This window comes from Paenibacillus vandeheii, from assembly GCF_030433635.1.
Taxonomy (GTDB): domain Bacteria; phylum Bacillota; class Bacilli; order Paenibacillales; family Paenibacillaceae; genus Paenibacillus; species Paenibacillus vandeheii.
Genome location: NZ_JAROCD010000007.1, coordinates 340,393 through 358,432 on the forward strand (window position 1 = coordinate 340,393; position 18,040 = coordinate 358,432).

The 18,040-nt window shown below is 47.8% G+C and carries 18 protein-coding genes; 15 read left to right on the forward strand and 3 right to left on the reverse strand.

Going from position 1 to position 18,040, the window contains the following annotated elements:
- The first annotated feature begins 358 nt into the window (after positions 1-358).
- From P5G61_RS16230 to P5G61_RS16250, 5 genes are all read left to right on the forward strand, one after another.
- Positions 359-622 (forward strand): AbrB/MazE/SpoVT family DNA-binding domain-containing protein, encoded by a 264-nt coding sequence (locus P5G61_RS16230; RefSeq protein WP_301247476.1) that lies wholly within the window; start codon positions 359-361, stop codon positions 620-622.
- On the forward strand, positions 619-1,035 hold the full coding sequence (locus P5G61_RS16235; RefSeq protein WP_301247477.1) for a type II toxin-antitoxin system death-on-curing family toxin: 417 nt from the start codon (positions 619-621) through the stop codon (positions 1,033-1,035). Before P5G61_RS16230 ends, P5G61_RS16235 begins: the two co-directional genes overlap by 4 nt.
- Before the next feature lie 262 nt (positions 1,036-1,297).
- A complete protein-coding gene (locus P5G61_RS16240) occupies positions 1,298-2,029 on the forward strand; it encodes an ABC transporter ATP-binding protein (RefSeq protein ID WP_301247478.1) in 732 nt (243 codons plus the stop codon).
- Positions 2,030-2,047: 18 nt separating this feature from the next.
- Positions 2,048-3,298, forward strand: a complete 1,251-nt coding sequence (locus tag P5G61_RS16245; RefSeq protein ID WP_301247479.1) for an ABC transporter permease — start codon at positions 2,048-2,050, stop codon at positions 3,296-3,298.
- A 114-nt stretch (positions 3,299-3,412) separates the two neighbouring features.
- Complete coding sequence (locus tag P5G61_RS16250) at positions 3,413-3,796, forward strand: hypothetical protein (RefSeq protein ID WP_301247480.1); 384 nt, start codon at positions 3,413-3,415, stop codon at positions 3,794-3,796.
- A gap of 178 nt (positions 3,797-3,974) precedes the next feature.
- Here the strand turns inward: P5G61_RS16250 and P5G61_RS16255 are convergent, their stop codons facing one another.
- Entirely contained in the window at positions 3,975-5,243 is a 1,269-nt protein-coding gene (locus P5G61_RS16255) for a BaiN/RdsA family NAD(P)/FAD-dependent oxidoreductase (RefSeq protein ID WP_301247481.1), read from the reverse strand.
- Positions 5,244-5,439: 196 nt separating this feature from the next.
- Between P5G61_RS16255 and P5G61_RS16260 the strand changes: the two genes are divergently transcribed.
- The 3 genes from P5G61_RS16260 to nadE all read left to right on the forward strand — a co-directional run bounded on the left by P5G61_RS16260 (position 5,440) and on the right by nadE (position 8,681).
- Positions 5,440-7,131 carry a two-component system sensor histidine kinase NtrB gene (locus P5G61_RS16260; RefSeq protein WP_301247482.1) on the forward strand — a complete coding sequence of 564 codons (1,692 nt, stop codon included), beginning with the start codon at positions 5,440-5,442 and terminating at the stop codon, positions 7,129-7,131.
- A gap of 168 nt (positions 7,132-7,299) precedes the next feature.
- On the forward strand, positions 7,300-7,734 hold the full coding sequence (locus P5G61_RS16265; RefSeq protein WP_053779648.1) for a BrxA/BrxB family bacilliredoxin: 435 nt from the start codon (positions 7,300-7,302) through the stop codon (positions 7,732-7,734).
- 137 nt (positions 7,735-7,871) lie between these two features.
- Complete coding sequence (gene nadE / locus P5G61_RS16270; protein WP_301247483.1) at positions 7,872-8,681, forward strand: NAD(+) synthase; 810 nt, start codon at positions 7,872-7,874, stop codon at positions 8,679-8,681.
- A gap of 95 nt (positions 8,682-8,776) precedes the next feature.
- Here nadE and P5G61_RS16275 read toward each other — a convergent pair whose 3' ends face one another.
- Positions 8,777-9,592, reverse strand: a complete 816-nt coding sequence (locus P5G61_RS16275; protein ID WP_301247484.1) for an alpha/beta hydrolase family protein — start codon at positions 9,590-9,592, stop codon at positions 8,777-8,779.
- A gap of 187 nt (positions 9,593-9,779) precedes the next feature.
- Between P5G61_RS16275 and acpS the strand changes: the two genes are divergently transcribed.
- Together acpS and mutY are read left to right on the forward strand one after the other, a co-directional pair.
- Positions 9,780-10,199, forward strand: coding sequence for a holo-ACP synthase (gene acpS / locus P5G61_RS16280; protein WP_301247485.1), 420 nt, complete (start codon positions 9,780-9,782; stop codon positions 10,197-10,199).
- A 61-nt stretch (positions 10,200-10,260) separates the two neighbouring features.
- Positions 10,261-11,613, forward strand: a complete 1,353-nt coding sequence (mutY, locus tag P5G61_RS16285) for an A/G-specific adenine glycosylase (RefSeq protein WP_301247486.1) — start codon at positions 10,261-10,263, stop codon at positions 11,611-11,613.
- Between the two features lie 115 nt (positions 11,614-11,728).
- On the opposite strand, the gene P5G61_RS16290 is transcribed toward mutY, so the two are convergent.
- Positions 11,729-12,340, reverse strand: coding sequence for a superoxide dismutase (locus P5G61_RS16290; protein ID WP_024632995.1), 612 nt, complete (start codon positions 12,338-12,340; stop codon positions 11,729-11,731).
- Positions 12,341-12,877: 537 nt separating this feature from the next.
- On the opposite strand from P5G61_RS16290, the gene P5G61_RS16295 reads away from it, so the two are divergent.
- The 5 genes from P5G61_RS16295 to P5G61_RS16315 all read left to right on the forward strand — a co-directional run bounded on the left by P5G61_RS16295 (position 12,878) and on the right by P5G61_RS16315 (position 17,934).
- Positions 12,878-13,303, forward strand: a complete 426-nt coding sequence (locus P5G61_RS16295) for a GNAT family N-acetyltransferase (RefSeq protein WP_024632996.1) — start codon at positions 12,878-12,880, stop codon at positions 13,301-13,303.
- Between the two features lie 423 nt (positions 13,304-13,726).
- Positions 13,727-14,332: a signal peptidase I gene (gene lepB, locus P5G61_RS16300; RefSeq protein ID WP_301247487.1), complete on the forward strand. Its 606-nt coding sequence runs from the start codon at positions 13,727-13,729 to the stop codon at positions 14,330-14,332.
- A gap of 178 nt (positions 14,333-14,510) precedes the next feature.
- Complete coding sequence (gene queG, locus P5G61_RS16305) at positions 14,511-16,400, forward strand: tRNA epoxyqueuosine(34) reductase QueG (protein WP_301247488.1); 1,890 nt, start codon at positions 14,511-14,513, stop codon at positions 16,398-16,400.
- Between the two features lie 15 nt (positions 16,401-16,415).
- Entirely contained in the window at positions 16,416-17,447 is a 1,032-nt protein-coding gene (locus P5G61_RS16310; RefSeq protein ID WP_301247489.1) for an HD-GYP domain-containing protein, read from the forward strand.
- Between the two features lie 223 nt (positions 17,448-17,670).
- Positions 17,671-17,934 carry a YneF family protein gene (locus tag P5G61_RS16315; RefSeq protein WP_024633000.1) on the forward strand — a complete coding sequence of 88 codons (264 nt, stop codon included), beginning with the start codon at positions 17,671-17,673 and terminating at the stop codon, positions 17,932-17,934.
- Positions 17,935-18,040: the final 106 nt, after the last annotated feature.

The following is an 18,040-nucleotide window of genomic DNA, read 5'->3' on the forward strand; positions in this document are numbered from 1 at the left end:
GAACGCGAAAGCTGAAGGAGAGAGTGAAACAATGACTCAATCTGAACGCAACAACAGCGTGAATGACCGTGATCGTAACGATAGCACTAGCTATGCGAGCGAAAGCCGTGGAGCATTGGATTTGGGTCTGAACGTAAATGCAGATGCAGAGAGCGAAAATTCAACTGTGGTGGAGTCAAATCGGTAACATGAGTTTTTCACTGTAATATAAAGAAGCAGGGGTTCCGGAGCCCCTGCTTCTTTTGTTTTTATGATACATGTAACAAGAATATTTCCAGTTTTGAATTTATATAGAGTAGGTTAAGTGTTAGTATAATTGTTATAACAGTTGAATAATATAATTAAGGAGGGATATTGAATGAATAGGGTGAATGAGATGGAACGAAAAGTAACTAAATTTGGTAATAGTTTGGGTTTAACCATGACAGATGCTTTAAAACAGATCGGACTTGAACAGGGAGATATGGTTCATATCGAGGTGGACCAGTCCAACGGAGAAATTGTTATTAAAAAGTCGACAAAAGTTAATTTACCGAATGGAATCAGCAGTGATTTTATGGATACACTCTCTGATGTTATGGATGAATATGACCAAACTTTGAAAGGTCTTAAAGACAGATGAACCAAATTCGATATTTGACTGTCCAAGAAGTTATAGCGATCAACGTAGCCATGATAAAGCGCTACAGTCCGGGGGAGCAGATCGGGGTAAAGGATTCCGGTCTGCTTGAATCTGCTGTATTACGACCCAAGTCCTCCGCTTTTTTTAATGATGCTTATTCAACAATATATGAAAAGGCGTCAGCCTTATTTGAATCGCTGGGGCAAAATCATCCTTTTCACAATGCGAATAAAAGGACTGCTTTTACTGCATTAGTTATCTTTCTGCGTTATAACAATCTGCATCTCCAAATGGAACAGTCTTTGGCTGAGGACTTTACCGTTGATATGGTGAATCACAAATATACTTTTGAAGATGTAGTCTTGACTATCCGTACATACTGCTTTTCCAAAAACGAAGAAAAGAAACAATAGGTCATTCCTTACTATGATTTATTGTTTTCTTTAATTTCCTATCTAAATCCAATTTATAATCTGAAAAAGGGAATTCAAAAAAATCTGGGGATAACAGCGATCGGAGGGTTGTTCTGGCATCGGAGTGGTAAGTGTAAAATAATCTTTGTTCCATTTAATATAGAATACAAAAGCTCAAAATGATCAAACAATCCCTAACGAACTCGATTACAATAACAATAAAGAACCGAACAAGCACCTGACAGGACAGGGAGTGAATGATATGGAAAGCGAATATAAAGGTACATCCGCACAGGAGTCTATATTGGACGTACATATTAAGGAAGCAGGATATGAGGCGGGTCAATCCACGATACGAAATATCCGAATACACGTGGCTCCCGGAGAATTGGTGGGTATTATCGGACCGAATGGGGCTGGCAAAAGTACGACCATCAAAACGCTGCTTGGCCTGCTTGAGCATGCGAAGTATGAAGTAACCATTGGGGGAGACGGGCGCTATGCCTATATCCCGGAACAGCCTGTTTTTTACGAATATATGACCCTGTGGGAACATCTCGATCTGGCTGCGGCAGCCTATGAGATGGAGGAAGATGTCTTTGTCGCCAGGGCGGAGGAGCTGTTGATTCGTTTCGGTATGGACCACGTTCGCAATGATCTTCCGGCTAGTTTCTCCAAGGGCATGAGGCAAAAAATGATGCTGATGATCGGCTTCCTCTCCTCGCCGGATGTATATATTGTGGACGAGCCTTTCATCGGACTGGATCCGCGAGCAACCAAAGATTTTCTGAAATTGCTAGACGATGAGCGCCGCCGTGGTGCAGGCGTACTTATGTCAACCCATGTACTGGATACCGCTGAGCGAATCTGTGATCGTTTTATTCTCATCCACTCCGGGCGATCCGCTGCCGAAGGAACGCTGGATGAAATCCGTGCAGCCGCAGATTTGCCGGACGCCTCGTTATTCGATTGCTTTGACACACTGACATCCTAACCGGGAAGGGGAGAAGAGATGCAGACCTTTCAAACATATACACCACTTGGTTTATATAGACGCAGGCGCAAGGAGCACTTCAATGAACAGCTAAAAAACCTGAAACTGGTAGTAGATTGGACGGTATGGGTTTACCTGCTTGTTCCGGGTTTGTTGTACCTTAGCGGATGGTATGTGAGCTTATGGTCCAAACCGCTGCCCTCATGGACGACCGGATTAACACTGCCTGCACTGACAGGGCTAATCGACATCGTTATGCTTACAGGTGGAATTATTATATTTGTGGAGGAAGCGGATGTGTTATTCCTGAAGTCGAGGTCGCTTTGGATGCGAACGTTGATGAGACAGGGGATCTACCGGGCTTGTTTGCAGCATCTGGGCAAAATGATTGCAATTACCGCGTTGACTGCCCCACTATGGTCTCGTGTGTATGACATGTCCTTTATCCAAATCGCGCTTATAGCGATCTGGTTTGGCGCAGTGGCTTCATTTCAGGTCATTGTACTCCATATGACAAAAGTGCGTTATACCGGGTGGAGACGCTGGCTTCGCATGGTTCCTTTGGCAATTGTAATGGGCATCATTACGATTGGGGCAACGTTTTGGATGCATGGACAGATCTGGACACTGCTTGCAGGCATCGTGGCCGCAATCCTTCTACTAATAATGGTTGGCCGAATGAGGCTGGAGATGAAGGGGACCTTTGAGGGCGATGTGAGAGAGGATTTACGGGAAAGACTGAAGCTTACAGCACTTATACTAAGTCGCTCCATCACCAAGCCCAAAGCGCCGCGCACTCGGACCGTGATATTTCGCAAGCCGCGCAAGCTGCTGCGTCATCGATCCATCTCTAATCGGACAGCCGAGATAGCATTCAAGGCATTCTTTCGTAACACATCGACCATGAAACTGTATTTGCAGCTTGGTGGTCTGTCCATCGCTGCCGTTGCTTTGCCCCCTTTTCCGGTCAATGTGATTGTGTGTGGATTATTGATTATCATGCTGAGTGTGCTCTTTTATCGTTCATGGGATGTATTTGCCACCTCCGACTATGTTCAGCTCGTATCCTACGATGCCGAGGCGTTGAATCAAGCTGCGACGACCATGGTCCGAATGTTATTCGTTCCGATCGGGATTCTAATGGGATATTCAATGGGGGCAGCCTGGCTGGGTTGGCTCGAAGGTATCCTTACAGCAGCGGCTGCGGTGGCATTTGGCCTGTTCGTCCTGTCTATAACAGGCTGGATTCGTTACATCCGATCTGCTTAAATGATATTCTTACTTGTGCAGTAGCATATCCGATGAAATAACTGACCATGCTAGAGGAGACGGATCTTATCATTTTAGAAGATAAGAGATCAGCTCTCGCAAGGAGGAAAAATTATGATGGATGATAGCGAACTTCAGGTGCACTTCTCAGATCATGCGGCACTGCTCGCTGCGCAGGCGACTTTGGAGGAACTGGGGTATAAACCATATCAGTCAGGACCGCTCGAATTGTACATTCCTACAGATCGTCAGGATACGCAGTCTGCTGTGGAAATCGTACAGTCTCACGGAGGCAGTGCCGTATTTCTTTCCGAAACAGACGGATTGGATCAGTTTCAGAATATATCCATTCCGGCTCATCTCGTGAATGAAGATTGGAATGAGGGTTATGCGCGTGGAAGCCAGGGGAGCAATCCTGAACAGGGGATGCATAACCGGGATGATGACCCGACATTCGATGATTCAGTCGATGGATTTTCCGGCAGTGTGAAGGCGTAAAGTCATATGGGCGATGCCGCTGTTTGTCTTAGTATGTAGCCGTGATTCTGATTGGCACACATCTCAAAAAACCTCGAACCCCCACCGATAGTAGGGGTTCGAGGTTTTTTTAATACTTACTTTTAGTACCTTAGCTGATGTGGAACGTGAATCCGTCCATCAACATCGTAGGTTCATGTTATGAGCGAAAGTTTTTATATTCTGCAGCATGCATACCCGCCGTATACCCCGTAGAGAAGGCGGCAGTAATATTGTAGCCTCCCGTGTAGCCATGAATATCCAGAACTTCACCGCAAAAGAATAGCCCCGGCAGCAGCTTGGATTCCATGGTTTTTGGGTATATCTCCTTTAAGTGGATTCCCCCGCCAGTTACAAAGGCCTCCTTGAGAGAACGTGTACCGTCTGCGCGGAAGGTAAAAGCCTTCATCAACCCCACTAACGTAGTTAACATACCTTTGGGAAAATGGTGGAATGTGAGGTCTTCGCTGATCTCCGCACGCTTCATCATCAATGGAATCATGCGTTCAGGAACCCATGTTTTGAGTATGTTTTTGACGGCCTTTCGGGATTCCTGCTCCAGCACCTGCTGAACCTGGGCTTCCAAAGCGCCGGCAGACAGATCCGGGAACAGATCAATACTCATCGTGACCTGTGGTTGTCCAGATTTCATCTGCACTTTGCGAATAAACTGGCTGCAACGAAGCGCAATCGGCCCGGATACGCCAAAATGGGTAAAGATCATATCTCCGCGATGGGAGATAACCGATTTGCCTTTGGCATCCAGAACAGATAACCCTACATTCCGCAAGGACAAGCCTTGTAATTCTTTGGATTGAATCCAGCTCTCACCAGACACAATCGGCACTTCCGTCGGATATAGCTCCGTAATCGTATGTCCAGCCGCTTCAGCCCAAGGATAGCCATCCCCGGTTGAGCCGGTTTGTGGGACCGATTTGCCCCCGGTAGCGATAATAACGGAGCGTCCAAGTATTGTTGTGCCAGATGCCAGCTTCACGCCCTGCACGTGTTGACCATTCTGAATTAATTCCTTAACCGGCTGTTTGGTGCGAATCTCTACCCCAAGAGAAACGATTTTGCCTACCAACGCATCAACCACCGTTTTGGCTTTATCAGTTACCGGGAACATTCTCCCGTTATCCTCCTCTTTCAGGGCAATACCGAGATTTTCAAAAAAACGCATAATTCCCTGATTGTCCAGATTCTGAAATGAACTATATAAAAAGCGTCCATTGCCCGGAATATGCCGGATCAGTTCATCCGTCTCCTTGGCATTGGTCACATTGCAACGACCGCCACCAGAGATCCCGAGTTTGCGGCCGAGTTGATCTCCTTTATCCAGCAGAAGCACGGAGGCTCCATGCTCGGCAGCAGCAACACAGGCCATGAGGCCCGCAGAGCCGCCGCCAATTACAATGACATCATACATGCGTTATTACCCTCTTTTTTCATTGATTTTGTCTGATTTCCGTAAACGCTGTCTACTCCTGCCTGTTTATGAAACAATACAAATGTTTTAGCAGTTCTATTATGCTGTCTTAAGGGATATATTGTAATATACTGTCGCCTATGTTTTAATCAGAAATACATAAGGGAATGTGCAGGCAGAGGAGGGAGATGGCATTGTGGTCGCGTTAAAGGACATTCTTTTACAAATACTGCTTGCAGGAGCTGCGGTATTCCTGATTCCATTATTGCACTTGGGGCTCTCCAGACACGCGGTCGCCAAGGCAGGAAATCACAGGATGATACTGACCAGTTTTGCCGCAACCAGTGTGGTGAGCATGTTACTGTGTCTGCTTTTTGCTCTCTATGGAAGCCCGGTATCCGTTCCCATCTCCTTGGGCATTGTGCCCCTGACGCTTGTCATATTGTATTGCAGGCCCCGCGTAGGCCTAACGCTGTCTCTTCTCCAGATACTCTTCTATTTTCTCTTTGCGCATCCCTATAATCTGTACGGATTTCTATTTCAAACGGGCATTCTTCTCTATCCTATTGTATGGTTGTCAGCCAAACGATTCAAGCATTATACACGTTCACGCAAAATGGGAACAGTTATCGCCTTGATAACGGCAGAGCTGGTTGTGGACAGTCTGCTATATATCCTATCCATTGAAAGTCATGCAACATTCTCAATGTTACATTGGCTATTGCCAGCTCTAGGATACACGATCGGTGCAATCCTCGCCGGAAGTCTTAGTATGCTCTGGATTGAACAAATGCAGCATCACCGGGGGCTTGAACAGCATTTGTCCGAAGTTCATCATCGATACATAGCCGAAACGGAAAAGCTTAACCAAATTCTGAATGCCGTTCCTTTATCCATAGCGACCGTAGATAGGGAGGGTACCGTGCAGTTCGTCAATGATACCATGGAGCAAACGGCGCGGGATCAACTGCCCTGCACAACAACACCTGATTTGATTGGGCAACCTGCTAGCCAGTTTGTCGAACAAGCTCAGGCAGACAAGATGGAGAACAGTATTCGCAAAGCCATTGTTCATGGAGAAGTGAGTGGGCTGACAGTGCGTTATGGCTCAAACGTGTTCCAGTCCCGGACGGTTCCTATTTACGCTTTATCCCCAGAACCAAGAGAGGCTATAGGGGCCATGTTGATCATTCAGGATATTACTGAACTTGAAATGTTGCGAAGCGAGCTTGATAATGTGGATCGCCTCAGTCTTGTCGGACAAATGGCTGCAAGTATTACCCATGAGGTAAGAAATCCAATGGCGGTTGTGCGTGGTTTTCTTCAATTAATGCAGGAAAAGAGCCCGGAGTCCCTGGATCACTATTACCGGATCGTGCTGGAAGAGCTTGATCGGGCAAACAGCATTATTAATGATTTTCTATCATTGGCGCAGAATAGAATTGCCGAGAAAGAAGAATCCCAGCTGCATGATATCATTCATGAACTAAGTCCTTTGTTATGGGCAGATGCAAATTTGCGAGGTCAGAGTATTGAATTTATACTGGCTCACGATGTGCCGAAGCTGCATCTGAATTCAAAGGAAATCAAACAAGTGGTACTTAATCTGGCTCGCAACGGGATGGAAGCCATGAATGAAAAAGGAGTACTTACTTTGGAGACCCGGTTGGTAGATGACACTGTGGAGCTGTGTGTACGTGATACAGGCCCGGGGATACCCAGAGTGAAAAAGGAGAAGCTGTTCGAACCTTTTTTTACGACCAAAGCCAAAGGAACCGGACTGGGATTATCCATGTGTCTAAGCATTGTTGAACGACATAACGGAACCATTACCGTCGAATCGGAGGAAGGTCAGGGTACAACGTTCAAGGTTGCATTCCAACGCTGAACTTCAAGCATGTTTTGCCAGGGATTGAGACATAATATTGAAGGAGAAGCCTTTCCGCAGGCGGTCTTTGAACCTTGCTTTCATTGATTAGCGATGTATAATAGGAATAGCACAAAAGCATTTAATTTTTTAAATAATAGAACTTACATGTTTAAGGAGTGAAACCGAATGTCTATGTCATTTGATCAATACATGAAAGATATGGTTCAACCAATGCGGGATGATTTGACTCGTTTGGGAATCCAGGAGTTGCGTACACCAGAAGAAGTTGAAGCAAGTTTGCCAGATGCCAAAGGAACTGCTCTGGTAGTTATTAACTCGGTCTGCGGATGTGCCGCAGGTCAATGCCGCCCAGGTGTATCCCAAGCCCTTCAGCATGATATTACACCAGACCACCTGTACACGGTATTTGCCGGTCAGGATAAGGAAGCTACAGCGAAAGCACGTGAATACTTTGCACCGTATCCTCCATCTTCACCTTCCATCGCTCTGATGAAAGACGGAGAACTTGTTCATTTTATTGAGCGTCATCAAGTGGAAGACCGTTCTGCAGAGGAAATTGCAGCTGAGCTCACAAGTGTGTTTGACCGTTACTGCCGTTAATTAGCTCAAGCAACGCCCCGCCTTTCGGATGACCGATGCCGGGGCGTTTCATTTTGAGCGAATAAGGTTATTGAACCATTCGGACCTTTCAAAATGGACATCAAATTTCATTAATTTAGAAACGGGGTGTGTGAACGATGAGTTTGCAACAACAGATCATCGCTGAATTGAAGGTTAAACCAAGCATTAATGAAGAAGAGGAAGTGCGCAAGCGCGTTGACTTTCTCAAAACGTATGTGAAAAATGCCGGTTCTAAAGGGTTGCTCATCGCGATCAGTGGCGGGATTGACAGCGCTGTAGCTACGGCGCTTTGCAAAAAAGCAACGGACGAGCTTACAGCAGAAGAGAATAAAGAATACAAAACGCTGGGCGTATTCCAGCCTTATGGTGAGCAGTCGGACATTGACCACAGCTATGCTGTGGCAAAAGCCTATGACCTGAAACATGTCGTGGAAACAAACATCGAAGATGCAGTTAACGAGATTGCACTCGAAGTGGAGCAAGGTTTCAAATCCATGGGTAGTCCGCGTCATATGACTCACCAAGGCAAAGGGAACGTGAAAGCGAGAACCCGTATGGTGATGCAATATGCTCTGTCTTTTGAGGAAAACCTGCTGGTTGTCGGAACAGACCATGCTTCTGAAGCCATCACGGGTTTCTACACCAAATGGGGTGATGGCGCCGTGGATATTACACCACTGAGCACCCTGAACAAACGTCAGGTGCGTCAGCTGGCTGCATATTTGAATGTGCCACAGGCCATTTTGGACAAGGCTCCATCAGCAGGACTCTGGGAAGGCCAGACCGATGAAGATGAACTGGGCATTTCGTATGAAGCGAACAGTGACTATCTGGAGGGCAAACAGATCGATCCGGCTGCACAGGAGCGTCTTGAAGCATTTTACACGCGTACACATCACAAACGTAATGCTATTCCTGGCATCTAATATGGATGGCAAGCATGCCAAGTTATGGACAATGCAAGCATCTAAACAGCAAAGAGTCACTGCATAAGGCAGCGACTCTTTTTGTTATGCAGGAACTACTTACTCCAAGCTTCGATCTGGCCAAGCGTCTCGGCGATCGCCTGCTCAAGCTGCGGTGTCGATTCTTTGAATGGATGCACAGTGTTAAATGTATGGTTTCCTCCAAGGATCTGGTGCCACGGGATATCCGGACGAGCCTGAACCAGTGCCGCCGAGCCGTCACGCAGACGTTTCCCGTCCTCTGTTCCCTGAATAAGTGCTACTTTTAGCGAAGAGGCAGACAAGCGATCAATAATGGCATAGCGGTTCTTGTGCTTGTCCAAATCCTCCAGAATAGATACATCCAGTGGCATCTGCTGACCTGTTCGGCCGTTCGTGACATGGCTGCGGCCATGCGTACGCATTTCCTCTTTTTGCTCCGGTGTAAAGAGATCCAGGTTGGTTATGCCGTTCCAGGACAGTACACCCGCAATCTGCTCGGGATGATCAAGCGCGTACACGAGGCATACGCCTGCACCGCGGCTATGTCCAATCAGAATTACTGGCAGTCCGTTAAGCTCTGACTGTGTGGAGACATAGTCAAGCAGCGTTGCCAAATCGGCAAGCTCCCGGCTGTACGTATTGACTGCAAACTTTTCAAGTTCAGAAAATTGCTCCAGATCTTCTCCGACACCGTTGTGAGAGAAATTGAAGGTCAGGACGTGATGCTTTTCGCTTAGCTGGGATGCTGCGTAGGGGAACATGCCCCAGTCTTTGAAGCCTTTGTAACCGTGAGCCAGGATAATGATCCCTTGAGCGGGTTGCCGTGCAGTGAATATATTTCCGCGAATGACGGCATCTCCGCCAGCAGGCAGTTCAAATGCTGTGGACATATCTTATTCCTCCTAAAGTTTCATAATATTCCCGATTCATATTTTAACATAAATGGTAATGTGCACGAAGGTACTCGCTTCCGTACGCCCCTCCTGCTACAATAGAATACGTGTTCGGATAAGTTACGGATCATATGACCGAATGGAGATCGTTTACAGCATAAAAGGTTAAGCGGGTGAAGCGTTAATGATATATGGCATTGGAAACGACGTGCTGGAGATTGGACGCATGCGCAAGCTGATGTCCGGTCGCCACGCAGAAGCGTTTATGAAGCGAATTTTAACGCATGCAGAGCGGGAGATTGCGGATCGTCGGGGAAAACGGAGGGTCGAGTTTGTATCCGGCCGCTTCGCGGCGAAGGAAGCGGTGTCCAAGGCGTTTGGCTGCGGAATTGGAAGCGTGATGAGTTTTACCGACATTGAAGTACTGCCTGATGAGAAAGGACGTCCCGTTGCCACACTGTCTGCGGAGGCATGGGAACGACTGCAACTGCCATACGGTCAACAGTATGACATTCATTTGAGCATTACACACCAGACGGAGCTGGCTGCAGCTTTTGCTATCGTGGAGCAGACGGAGAAGACGCTGCCTGGATCCGAGCAGTAACAACGAGGGAAAGTCTCAAGAACATAAGCATGTAAGCACGGTAACAGGAGAGGACGGGAATATGGGTTTATTGGAACAGAAACGACATTTCAGTGTGAATTTGCTGGATTGGTATATGGTTAACAGACGGGATTTGCCGTGGCGCCGCCACAACAACCCCTATTTTACGTGGGTATCGGAAATTATGCTGCAGCAGACTCGGGTGGATACGGTAATCCCGTATTTCAACCGTTTTATCGGAAACTTTCCGACTGTACAGGCTCTGGCTGAGGCTCCGGAAGAAGAGGTTTTGAAAAATTGGGAGGGACTCGGATATTATTCGCGTGCCCGTAATCTTCAGGCAGCTGCCAGACAAGTCATGGAGCTGCACGGCGGGGAGATGCCGCAGGACAAGCAGGCGGTCTTTGCGTTAAAAGGGGTAGGCCCGTATACAGCCGGGGCCATTCTCAGCATTGCCTTCAACCAGCCGCAGCCAGCGGTGGATGGCAATGTAATGCGGGTCCTGTCCCGATACTTCCTCATTGATGAGGACATTATGAAGGGCAGCACCCGGGTGTTGATGGAAGAGCTCGCGGGAGAGCTCATTCCGGAAGGGCGGGCGCGTGATTTCAATCAGGCGCTGATGGAACTTGGCGCGCTGGTGTGTACGCCCAAAGCGCCGCACTGCCTGACTTGCCCGGTCATGGAGCAATGTTCCGGCCGCATCGCCGGACGGGAGCTCACGCTGCCGGTCAAGACCAAGGCGAAGCCGCCGCGCCCTGAGCAGCGGCTGGTCGCCATTGTGGAGGGCCGCGGTGCTCATCGCGGCCGTGTGCTTGTGCGCCAGCGCCCAGCGACGGGCCTATTGGCCCGCATGTGGGAGCTGCCGCATGTGCTGGCGGCGCCCGCCGCAGCCGGCAAGGCGGCGGGGCCGCTGGCCGATGAGCCGGCCATGGCTTTGCTGGCCGGCAGTCTGTGGGCGGAAGGCTTCGCTGCCCGCCCGGAAGGGCTGGCTACCCATGCGGAGCATGTGTTCAGCCATATTGTCTGGAGCCTGCAGGTGTACAAGTGCACCGAGCAGGACCAGAGTAACGAGCTTCCGCTGATCGCCGCGGAAGCCAGAGCCGCCTACGACGCACAGGCGGCTGGGAAGGATCACTCATCCTCAGCGTCTGCTGCGTCTGAGTTGGCAACAACTCACTCAGAGCAGTTCCATTCGGTTACTTCTCTGCTCTCCAACCCATCGGAAGATGCGGACCTGTTGGATGAATCTCCAGTGGCATATGACGCTCAGCTTACGCTGACTGGCAAAGGCGATGGCCTGACCTACCGTTGGATTGGTCCGGAAGATATGGACAAGATGGCATTCCCGAACATCTTCCTTAAGCTGATCAGCAGTTATTTTGCAGGAGCGTATGACGATGTTAATGAATAATGGGCACGTGCCATATGGATATTAAATGAACTAACGTGCAGCATGTAAAAGCACACAAAAAGAGCCTGATCCGGTCGCATTGACCGGATCAGGCTCTTCTATTATGCCAGCAGTCTTATTTCGCTGCAGCGTAACGTTTGTTTACTTCGTCCCAGTTGATTACATTCCAGAAAGCACCGATGTAGTCAGGACGTTTGTTTTGATATTTCAGGTAGTAAGCGTGTTCCCATACATCCAGACCCAGAACCGGAGTCAGACCTTCGAAGAGAGGGCTGTCTTGGTTAGGTGTGCTAGTGATGGACAATTTGCCATCTTTGCCAACTACGAGCCAGGCCCAGCCGGAACCGAAACGAGTTGTAGCTGCTTTTGCAAAATCTTCTTTGAATTTGTCAAAGCCACCCAGTTCGCTATCGATTGCTGCTGCGATGTCGCCAGTAGGAGCGCCGCCGCCGTTAGGTCCGATGATTTCCCAGAACAGGCTGTGGTTCGCATGTCCGCCACCATTGTTGCGAACAGCTGTGCGGATACCTTCAGGTACGCTGTCCAAGTTAGCAATCAGATCTTCCAAGCTTTTTCCTTGCAGTTCAGGAGCGCTTTCCAGAGCTGCGTTCAAGTTCGTTACGTAAGTATTGTGATGGCGATCGTGGTGGATTTCCATCGTTTGTGCATCAATATGTGGTTCCAGTGCGTCGTTAGCGTAAGGAAGTGCTGGTAATTGAAAAGTCATAGTGAAATACCTCCTGAGATTTTTGGATTTTGTTAAGGTCAGCCTTTTGCATAATTCAATTCGAATCGCTTCCGGGACAAGTTCTAGTCGAATAGGTTCACTTCGATCTATATCTTGCTGAATGAAAGTCGCTCATTAGGATTTATGCAAATTGCCCAGGTACATATGTAAAAATACCCTTGTCACTAATATTAAACCGCATCCGGGCTAATTAAGCAACATTTTTGTTTATTAAGTCCCCCCAGACGTTAATCCATTTATGGGTTAGAGATAACAAACATATTTTACCCATTATGAAACTATTTATGTGATTTTTGGGGTTTAAATAGAGAAAAAGTTTAATATTCGGATGTAAACGGTTACAATTAAGCGCTTTCAAAAGAAAATGCGTGTTTTATGGCGTAAAGTATGGTTTAATTGACGAAGAAGCGGTATTTTCTCGTTTTTTGTCATTATATGAACATTGGGTTTTTGGTAAAAAGGGGAACCCCTTTTTGTAAAACCTCATCTAAGCTAACGAAAAGGGAGATTTAAGACATGCACGTTCGTTCCTTTCAGTTGAGTGATGCAAGCCAGATGACGGAGCTTCTCCAGGTTGCACTATCGGAAGAGTGTTATGAGAACACGATGGGCCCGTTTGCCCGTCAATTGTCATGGGATTCTGACCTGATCATGGTTGCGGAAGAAGAGGGAGACCTCGTCGGCGCTTTGATCGGCACGATTGACCACAACCAGGGATGCATCTATCGTATTGCGGTCCATCCAGACTATCGTCGCCGCGGAGTCGGCAAAAAACTTGTCGAGGCCATGGAACAACGGTTCCAGCAGCGTAAAGTCAGTCAAATTTGGGTGGCGGGTGATGAGCACAACAAAGTAGCCATGCCTTTGTATGAAGCAATGGGTTACGGTGCCAATCAGATTATGAGCGCTTTCCAGAAACTCAGTATCTTGTCCAAAGCTTAGTTTGTATGGTTAATAAAGAAATATAACAGATTTTCATTTCATATTAGGCGTATCTTTCAGCGTGTAACAACGTGAGGGATATGCCTTTCTATTTATATGGGGGCTATTCACCGATTATTCCCCTTTTTTCGCCACTTCTGAATGCTATTACATTTTAACTTGGGCCCCTGTTTTACCGGTTATATTCGCATGGTTATTCACCTTTCCAGATGTATTGGTGCTCATAACCAATTGTTTCACCTTTGCAAATGAAGTAGAATTAAAACGATTACGATCACTCGATTTTGGTAATATCAGAACATATAAAGATGGTGCGCCAACTTCCTCATATTTTAAAAAAAACTTTCACTATATGTGGTCTTTCTCCCTTGAAAGTACATTGATAGACGTTTTTCTAACAAAATTGATAAACGAGGTGTCTCTTTGAACTCCAATAACCTTTCAACGGAGCATGTGGCTTCCAAGGAACGAAACGGGCCAGGAGTGCCTAATCAACCGGGAAAATCCTGGGGTGCAGAGCTTTGGGACTGGGTGAAAACCATTGTGATTGCTTTTGTGATCATGATGCTGCTCAACCTGTTTGTGTTTAATCTTTCGATGGTCAAAGGTCAATCAATGCAGCCAACGCTGGTCGAGCGGGACCGTCTGTTTGTGAATAAAATTGTATATGATTTTGGGGCACCGACCCGATGGGATGTCATTGTGCTTCGTGATCCAAGTGAAGGTGTAGAGAAAAAAGATTTTCTGGTCAAACGGATTGTCGGACTTCCTGGGGATACGGTTGAAGTGCGGGATCACCATCTGTTCGTAAATGGGGAGCAGCAAGCGGAAACGTACACGGATACGGAGGTTCAGGACCCTGATTTTGGACCGATTACGCTTGAAGCGGATCATTACTTTGTGATGGGAGATAATCGTCATGAGGGCAAGAGCAAGGATAGCCGTGTGTTTGGAAGCATTACATCCAGTGAAATTGTAGGCAGGGCGGAGTTTATTTTTTGGCCGTTCTCGGAAATTAAGAAACTGTAAAATGTTAGCAGGACATGGACAACAACTTCGCGCTGCATTTTGCGTTAAACGATATAGACTCGGTTTCTTTTAGCTCCGGTATGTCCGACTTGTATATCGAAATCAGCGCCTGTCCTCCCACCTGAGGCGGGCGTTCACTATTTACGGAATTAGCGTTGGAAGAAGAGAGGGAATAGATATGACGAGTGCACAGACCGGAGCAGCAAATGCGGCAGCTGTATGGGAGAAGTTAAAACAAGAGATTAAGGCAGCCGCTCCCGAGATGGGCATTGATGATATTGGGTTTGCTTCGGCAGAGCCTTTCGTGACATTGAAGTCTATTCTGGAGCAGCATCGGGCTAAAGGGTTTGAATCCGGATTTGAGGAGCCTGACATTGAGAAAAGGGTGCGTCCCGAGTTGAAGGACGGCGAGCCTGCTTCGCTCATTGCGATAGCCGTGGCTTATCCTTCGAAGATGATCAATCCGCCGAAGTCGGAGCCGGGTGCTTATCGCGGTATTCTGGCTCGTTCCGCCTGGGGACAGGATTATCACCAAGTTCTGCGTGCTGCGATGGACAAGCTGGTTCATTTTATACGTGAGCGCGTACCTGAAGCCATGATCGAAAGTATGGTAGACACCGGGGCGTTGGTGGACCGAGCTGTTTCCCAGCGTGCGGGGATTGGATTCAGTGCCAAGAACTGTGCTATTATATCGCCGAAATTTGGTTCATGGATCTTTCTGGGCGAGCTGGTAACCAATATTCCGTTTCAGCCAGATAACCCGGTGACCGAGGATTGTGGTGAATGTACGAAGTGTATTGATGCCTGTCCAACAGGAGCATTGGTGGGGCCGGGACAGCTGAATGCACAGCGCTGTATTTCGTTTGTGACCCAGACGAAAGGCTTCGTGGATGAAGAGTTTATGCTGAAAATTGGCAATCGCCTGTACGGTTGTGATACCTGTCAGATTGTTTGCCCGAAGAATCGGGGTAAAAACTGGGACCACCATCCCGAGTTTCATCCCGATCCGGAGATTGTAAAACCTTTGCTGATACCGCTGCTCGACATCGGTAACCGTGAATTCAAAGAGCGCTTTGGCCAAAGCTCCGCCGCTTGGCGGGGCAAGAAGCCAATCCAGCGCAACGCCGTAATTGCCCTGGGCAATTTCAAAGACAAAACCGCTGTACCGAAACTAACGGAGGTACTGAAGCGTGATCCGCGTCCCGAGCTGCGGGGAACTGCAGCCTGGGCGCTGAGCAGAATTGGAGGAGAAGACGCAATGAGAGCTATTGGGGAAGCTGCCGCTAACGAACAAGATGGGAACGTGCTAAGCATGCTGCAGAAGGCCAAGGAACGACTGAGTTCGTCCGCGACCTTACCCGATAAGCCTCAGGCAGAACAATCGAGCAACAATAAGCCTGAGGATCAGAAGGAACAGAATAATCAGCTTAACCAATTGAATGGGCAACAGCCAAATCAGGTAACGGATGAGGCACCCAAACAGGAGAACGGACAGACGACAGAGCCTGTCAAACCGGAAGCTGCAGCATGGAAACCGTCAGCCGTAACAGGTCTGCATGGTACACCCGTATATTACGATGAGGTACTGACACCGATCGGAACACTTACGCTTTGTGCTACGGAAAAGGGGCTGTGTCACATTGATTTTGGTGCTTTCCATGTGCGCGAGGCGCATCTGCAACAATGGGCCCGTACCTGGATTGGGGAATATCGATATGAGAAAAATGAAGAGAAGCTGAGTGAAGCTGCACAGCAGTTGAAGCAGTATTTTGCAGGAGAACGAAAAGCGTTTGAACTGAAGCTCGATTTGTTTGGAACACCATTCCAGCTACAAGTATGGCAAGTCCTGTCCGATATATCTTATGGAGAGGCCTCAACACACCAACAGGTTGCGGAAATCATCGGCAGGCCCAAAGCTGTTCGAGCAGTTCTGGATGCGATTAGCAAAAATCCGATTCCGATTATGATTCCCTGTCACCGCATCAGCGGTAAAGACGGAACCCTGGTGGGTTATGTAGGCGGTCTGCAAACCAAAGAGCAATTGCTCACATTGGAGCAGCAATCGTAAGAGCGGGGGACGTTCATGAAGTATGTTAACGTGGAGAGCGTGGAGGCGGGGGAGTTTCTGGGTAAAACCATATATTCCGGCAACGGCACGGTATTGCTGTCTGCCGGAGTCCAGCTTACCGTATTTATGGTTAATACGCTGAAGCGTATTGGCGTGACCATGCTGTACATCCAGGATGAAGCGTATAAAGATGTGGATACAGAAGACATTCTGGATGAAGCCACGAAAAAGGCAGTAATTAATGAAATGAGTGTCACGCTTGAATCTATTCGTTCCGGGAAGGACTGGAGCCCGAAGAAGGTCGCCATCAGCATAGATAAATTGTTGAACGATGTTCTGAACGGGCGTGAATTGCTTGTCCAGCTCACAGATATTCGGACCAAAGATAACGCACAGTATGTTCACGCCATGAATGTATGTTTGCTGTCTTCTGTCATTGGTCTGAATCTGGGGCTTAACTATGCGCAGCTCAAGGATCTGGCTGTCGGAGCCCTATTGCATGACATCGGCAAAGTGGAGGGGCCACCCGGCAGCGGTTCAGCAGCGAATTCTTCTCTGCATCACACGTGGAAAGGGTTCGAGTTGATCAAGTCCAAACGGGAGTTTAATCTGCTTGTGGCACATACGGCATTGCAGCATCATGAGCATGTAGATGGTACAGGACTGCCGAGAAGTATCAAGGGAAAGGACATTCATCTGTTCGCCAGAATCGTCAGTGCAGCTAACACGTATGATAATCTGATCAATGGCCTTTCGGGTCGAAGTATGCTGCCACATGAGGCCTGCGAAGAAATGATGGCGATGTCTGGCACGAAGCTGGATCGAGATATTCTGATCGAATTCAACCGGAGTGTGTCCGTTTATCCGAATGGAACAGCAGTTCGATTGTCTACCAGGGAGACCGGAGTCATTGTACGTCAGCACCGGGGATTGCCCGGCAGGCCAGTCATCCGGGTTGCACGAGGCAGTACACGTTATGATCTGGATGTGATAGAAGTGGACTTGGCTCAGCATACAACCGTTTTCATAGAGGCGGTCCTGATGTAACTTAAACGGATGTTGCTGAGAGATTTACTGAATGTTTTCGATCTGTTTCCTGGATGTTAAATTCGGCAGTTAGCTGGAAAATCCGTTTGCTCAAGGCGTGCGGAAATGCTATGATAACTTTCAGGAAATCCGGTACGTGTCATGTTTGCATCGTGAGCGTTCAACATCATGTGCTGACACGGATCATCAGGCTTTTTAGATTGCATACAGAGGTGTCTAAGAGATGGCAATAGCAATACCGATTATTACATTGATTGTTGGTCTGGTCGGAGGATTTTTCATTGGGGTATACTACTTGCGGAAACAGCTTGAGAAAATGCAAAGTGATCCCGATATGCTCCAGAAGATGGCGAAGCAAATGGGTTACAACCTGAATGGCAAGCAAATGCAGCGCGCCCAGCAGATGATGAAGAACCAGCAGCCTGGCGCGAAGATGCCTCAGCCGGGGCAACATCCTGCGCGTAAAAACTCGGGCCGCCGAAAATAATAGCTGTGAGTGAGCATTTTGCATAAATCAAAAAAGCGACTTCCAATCATGAATGTGTAGATCGAAATGGTTTTATTCGTCTATATAATATACCCGGGAGCGGTTA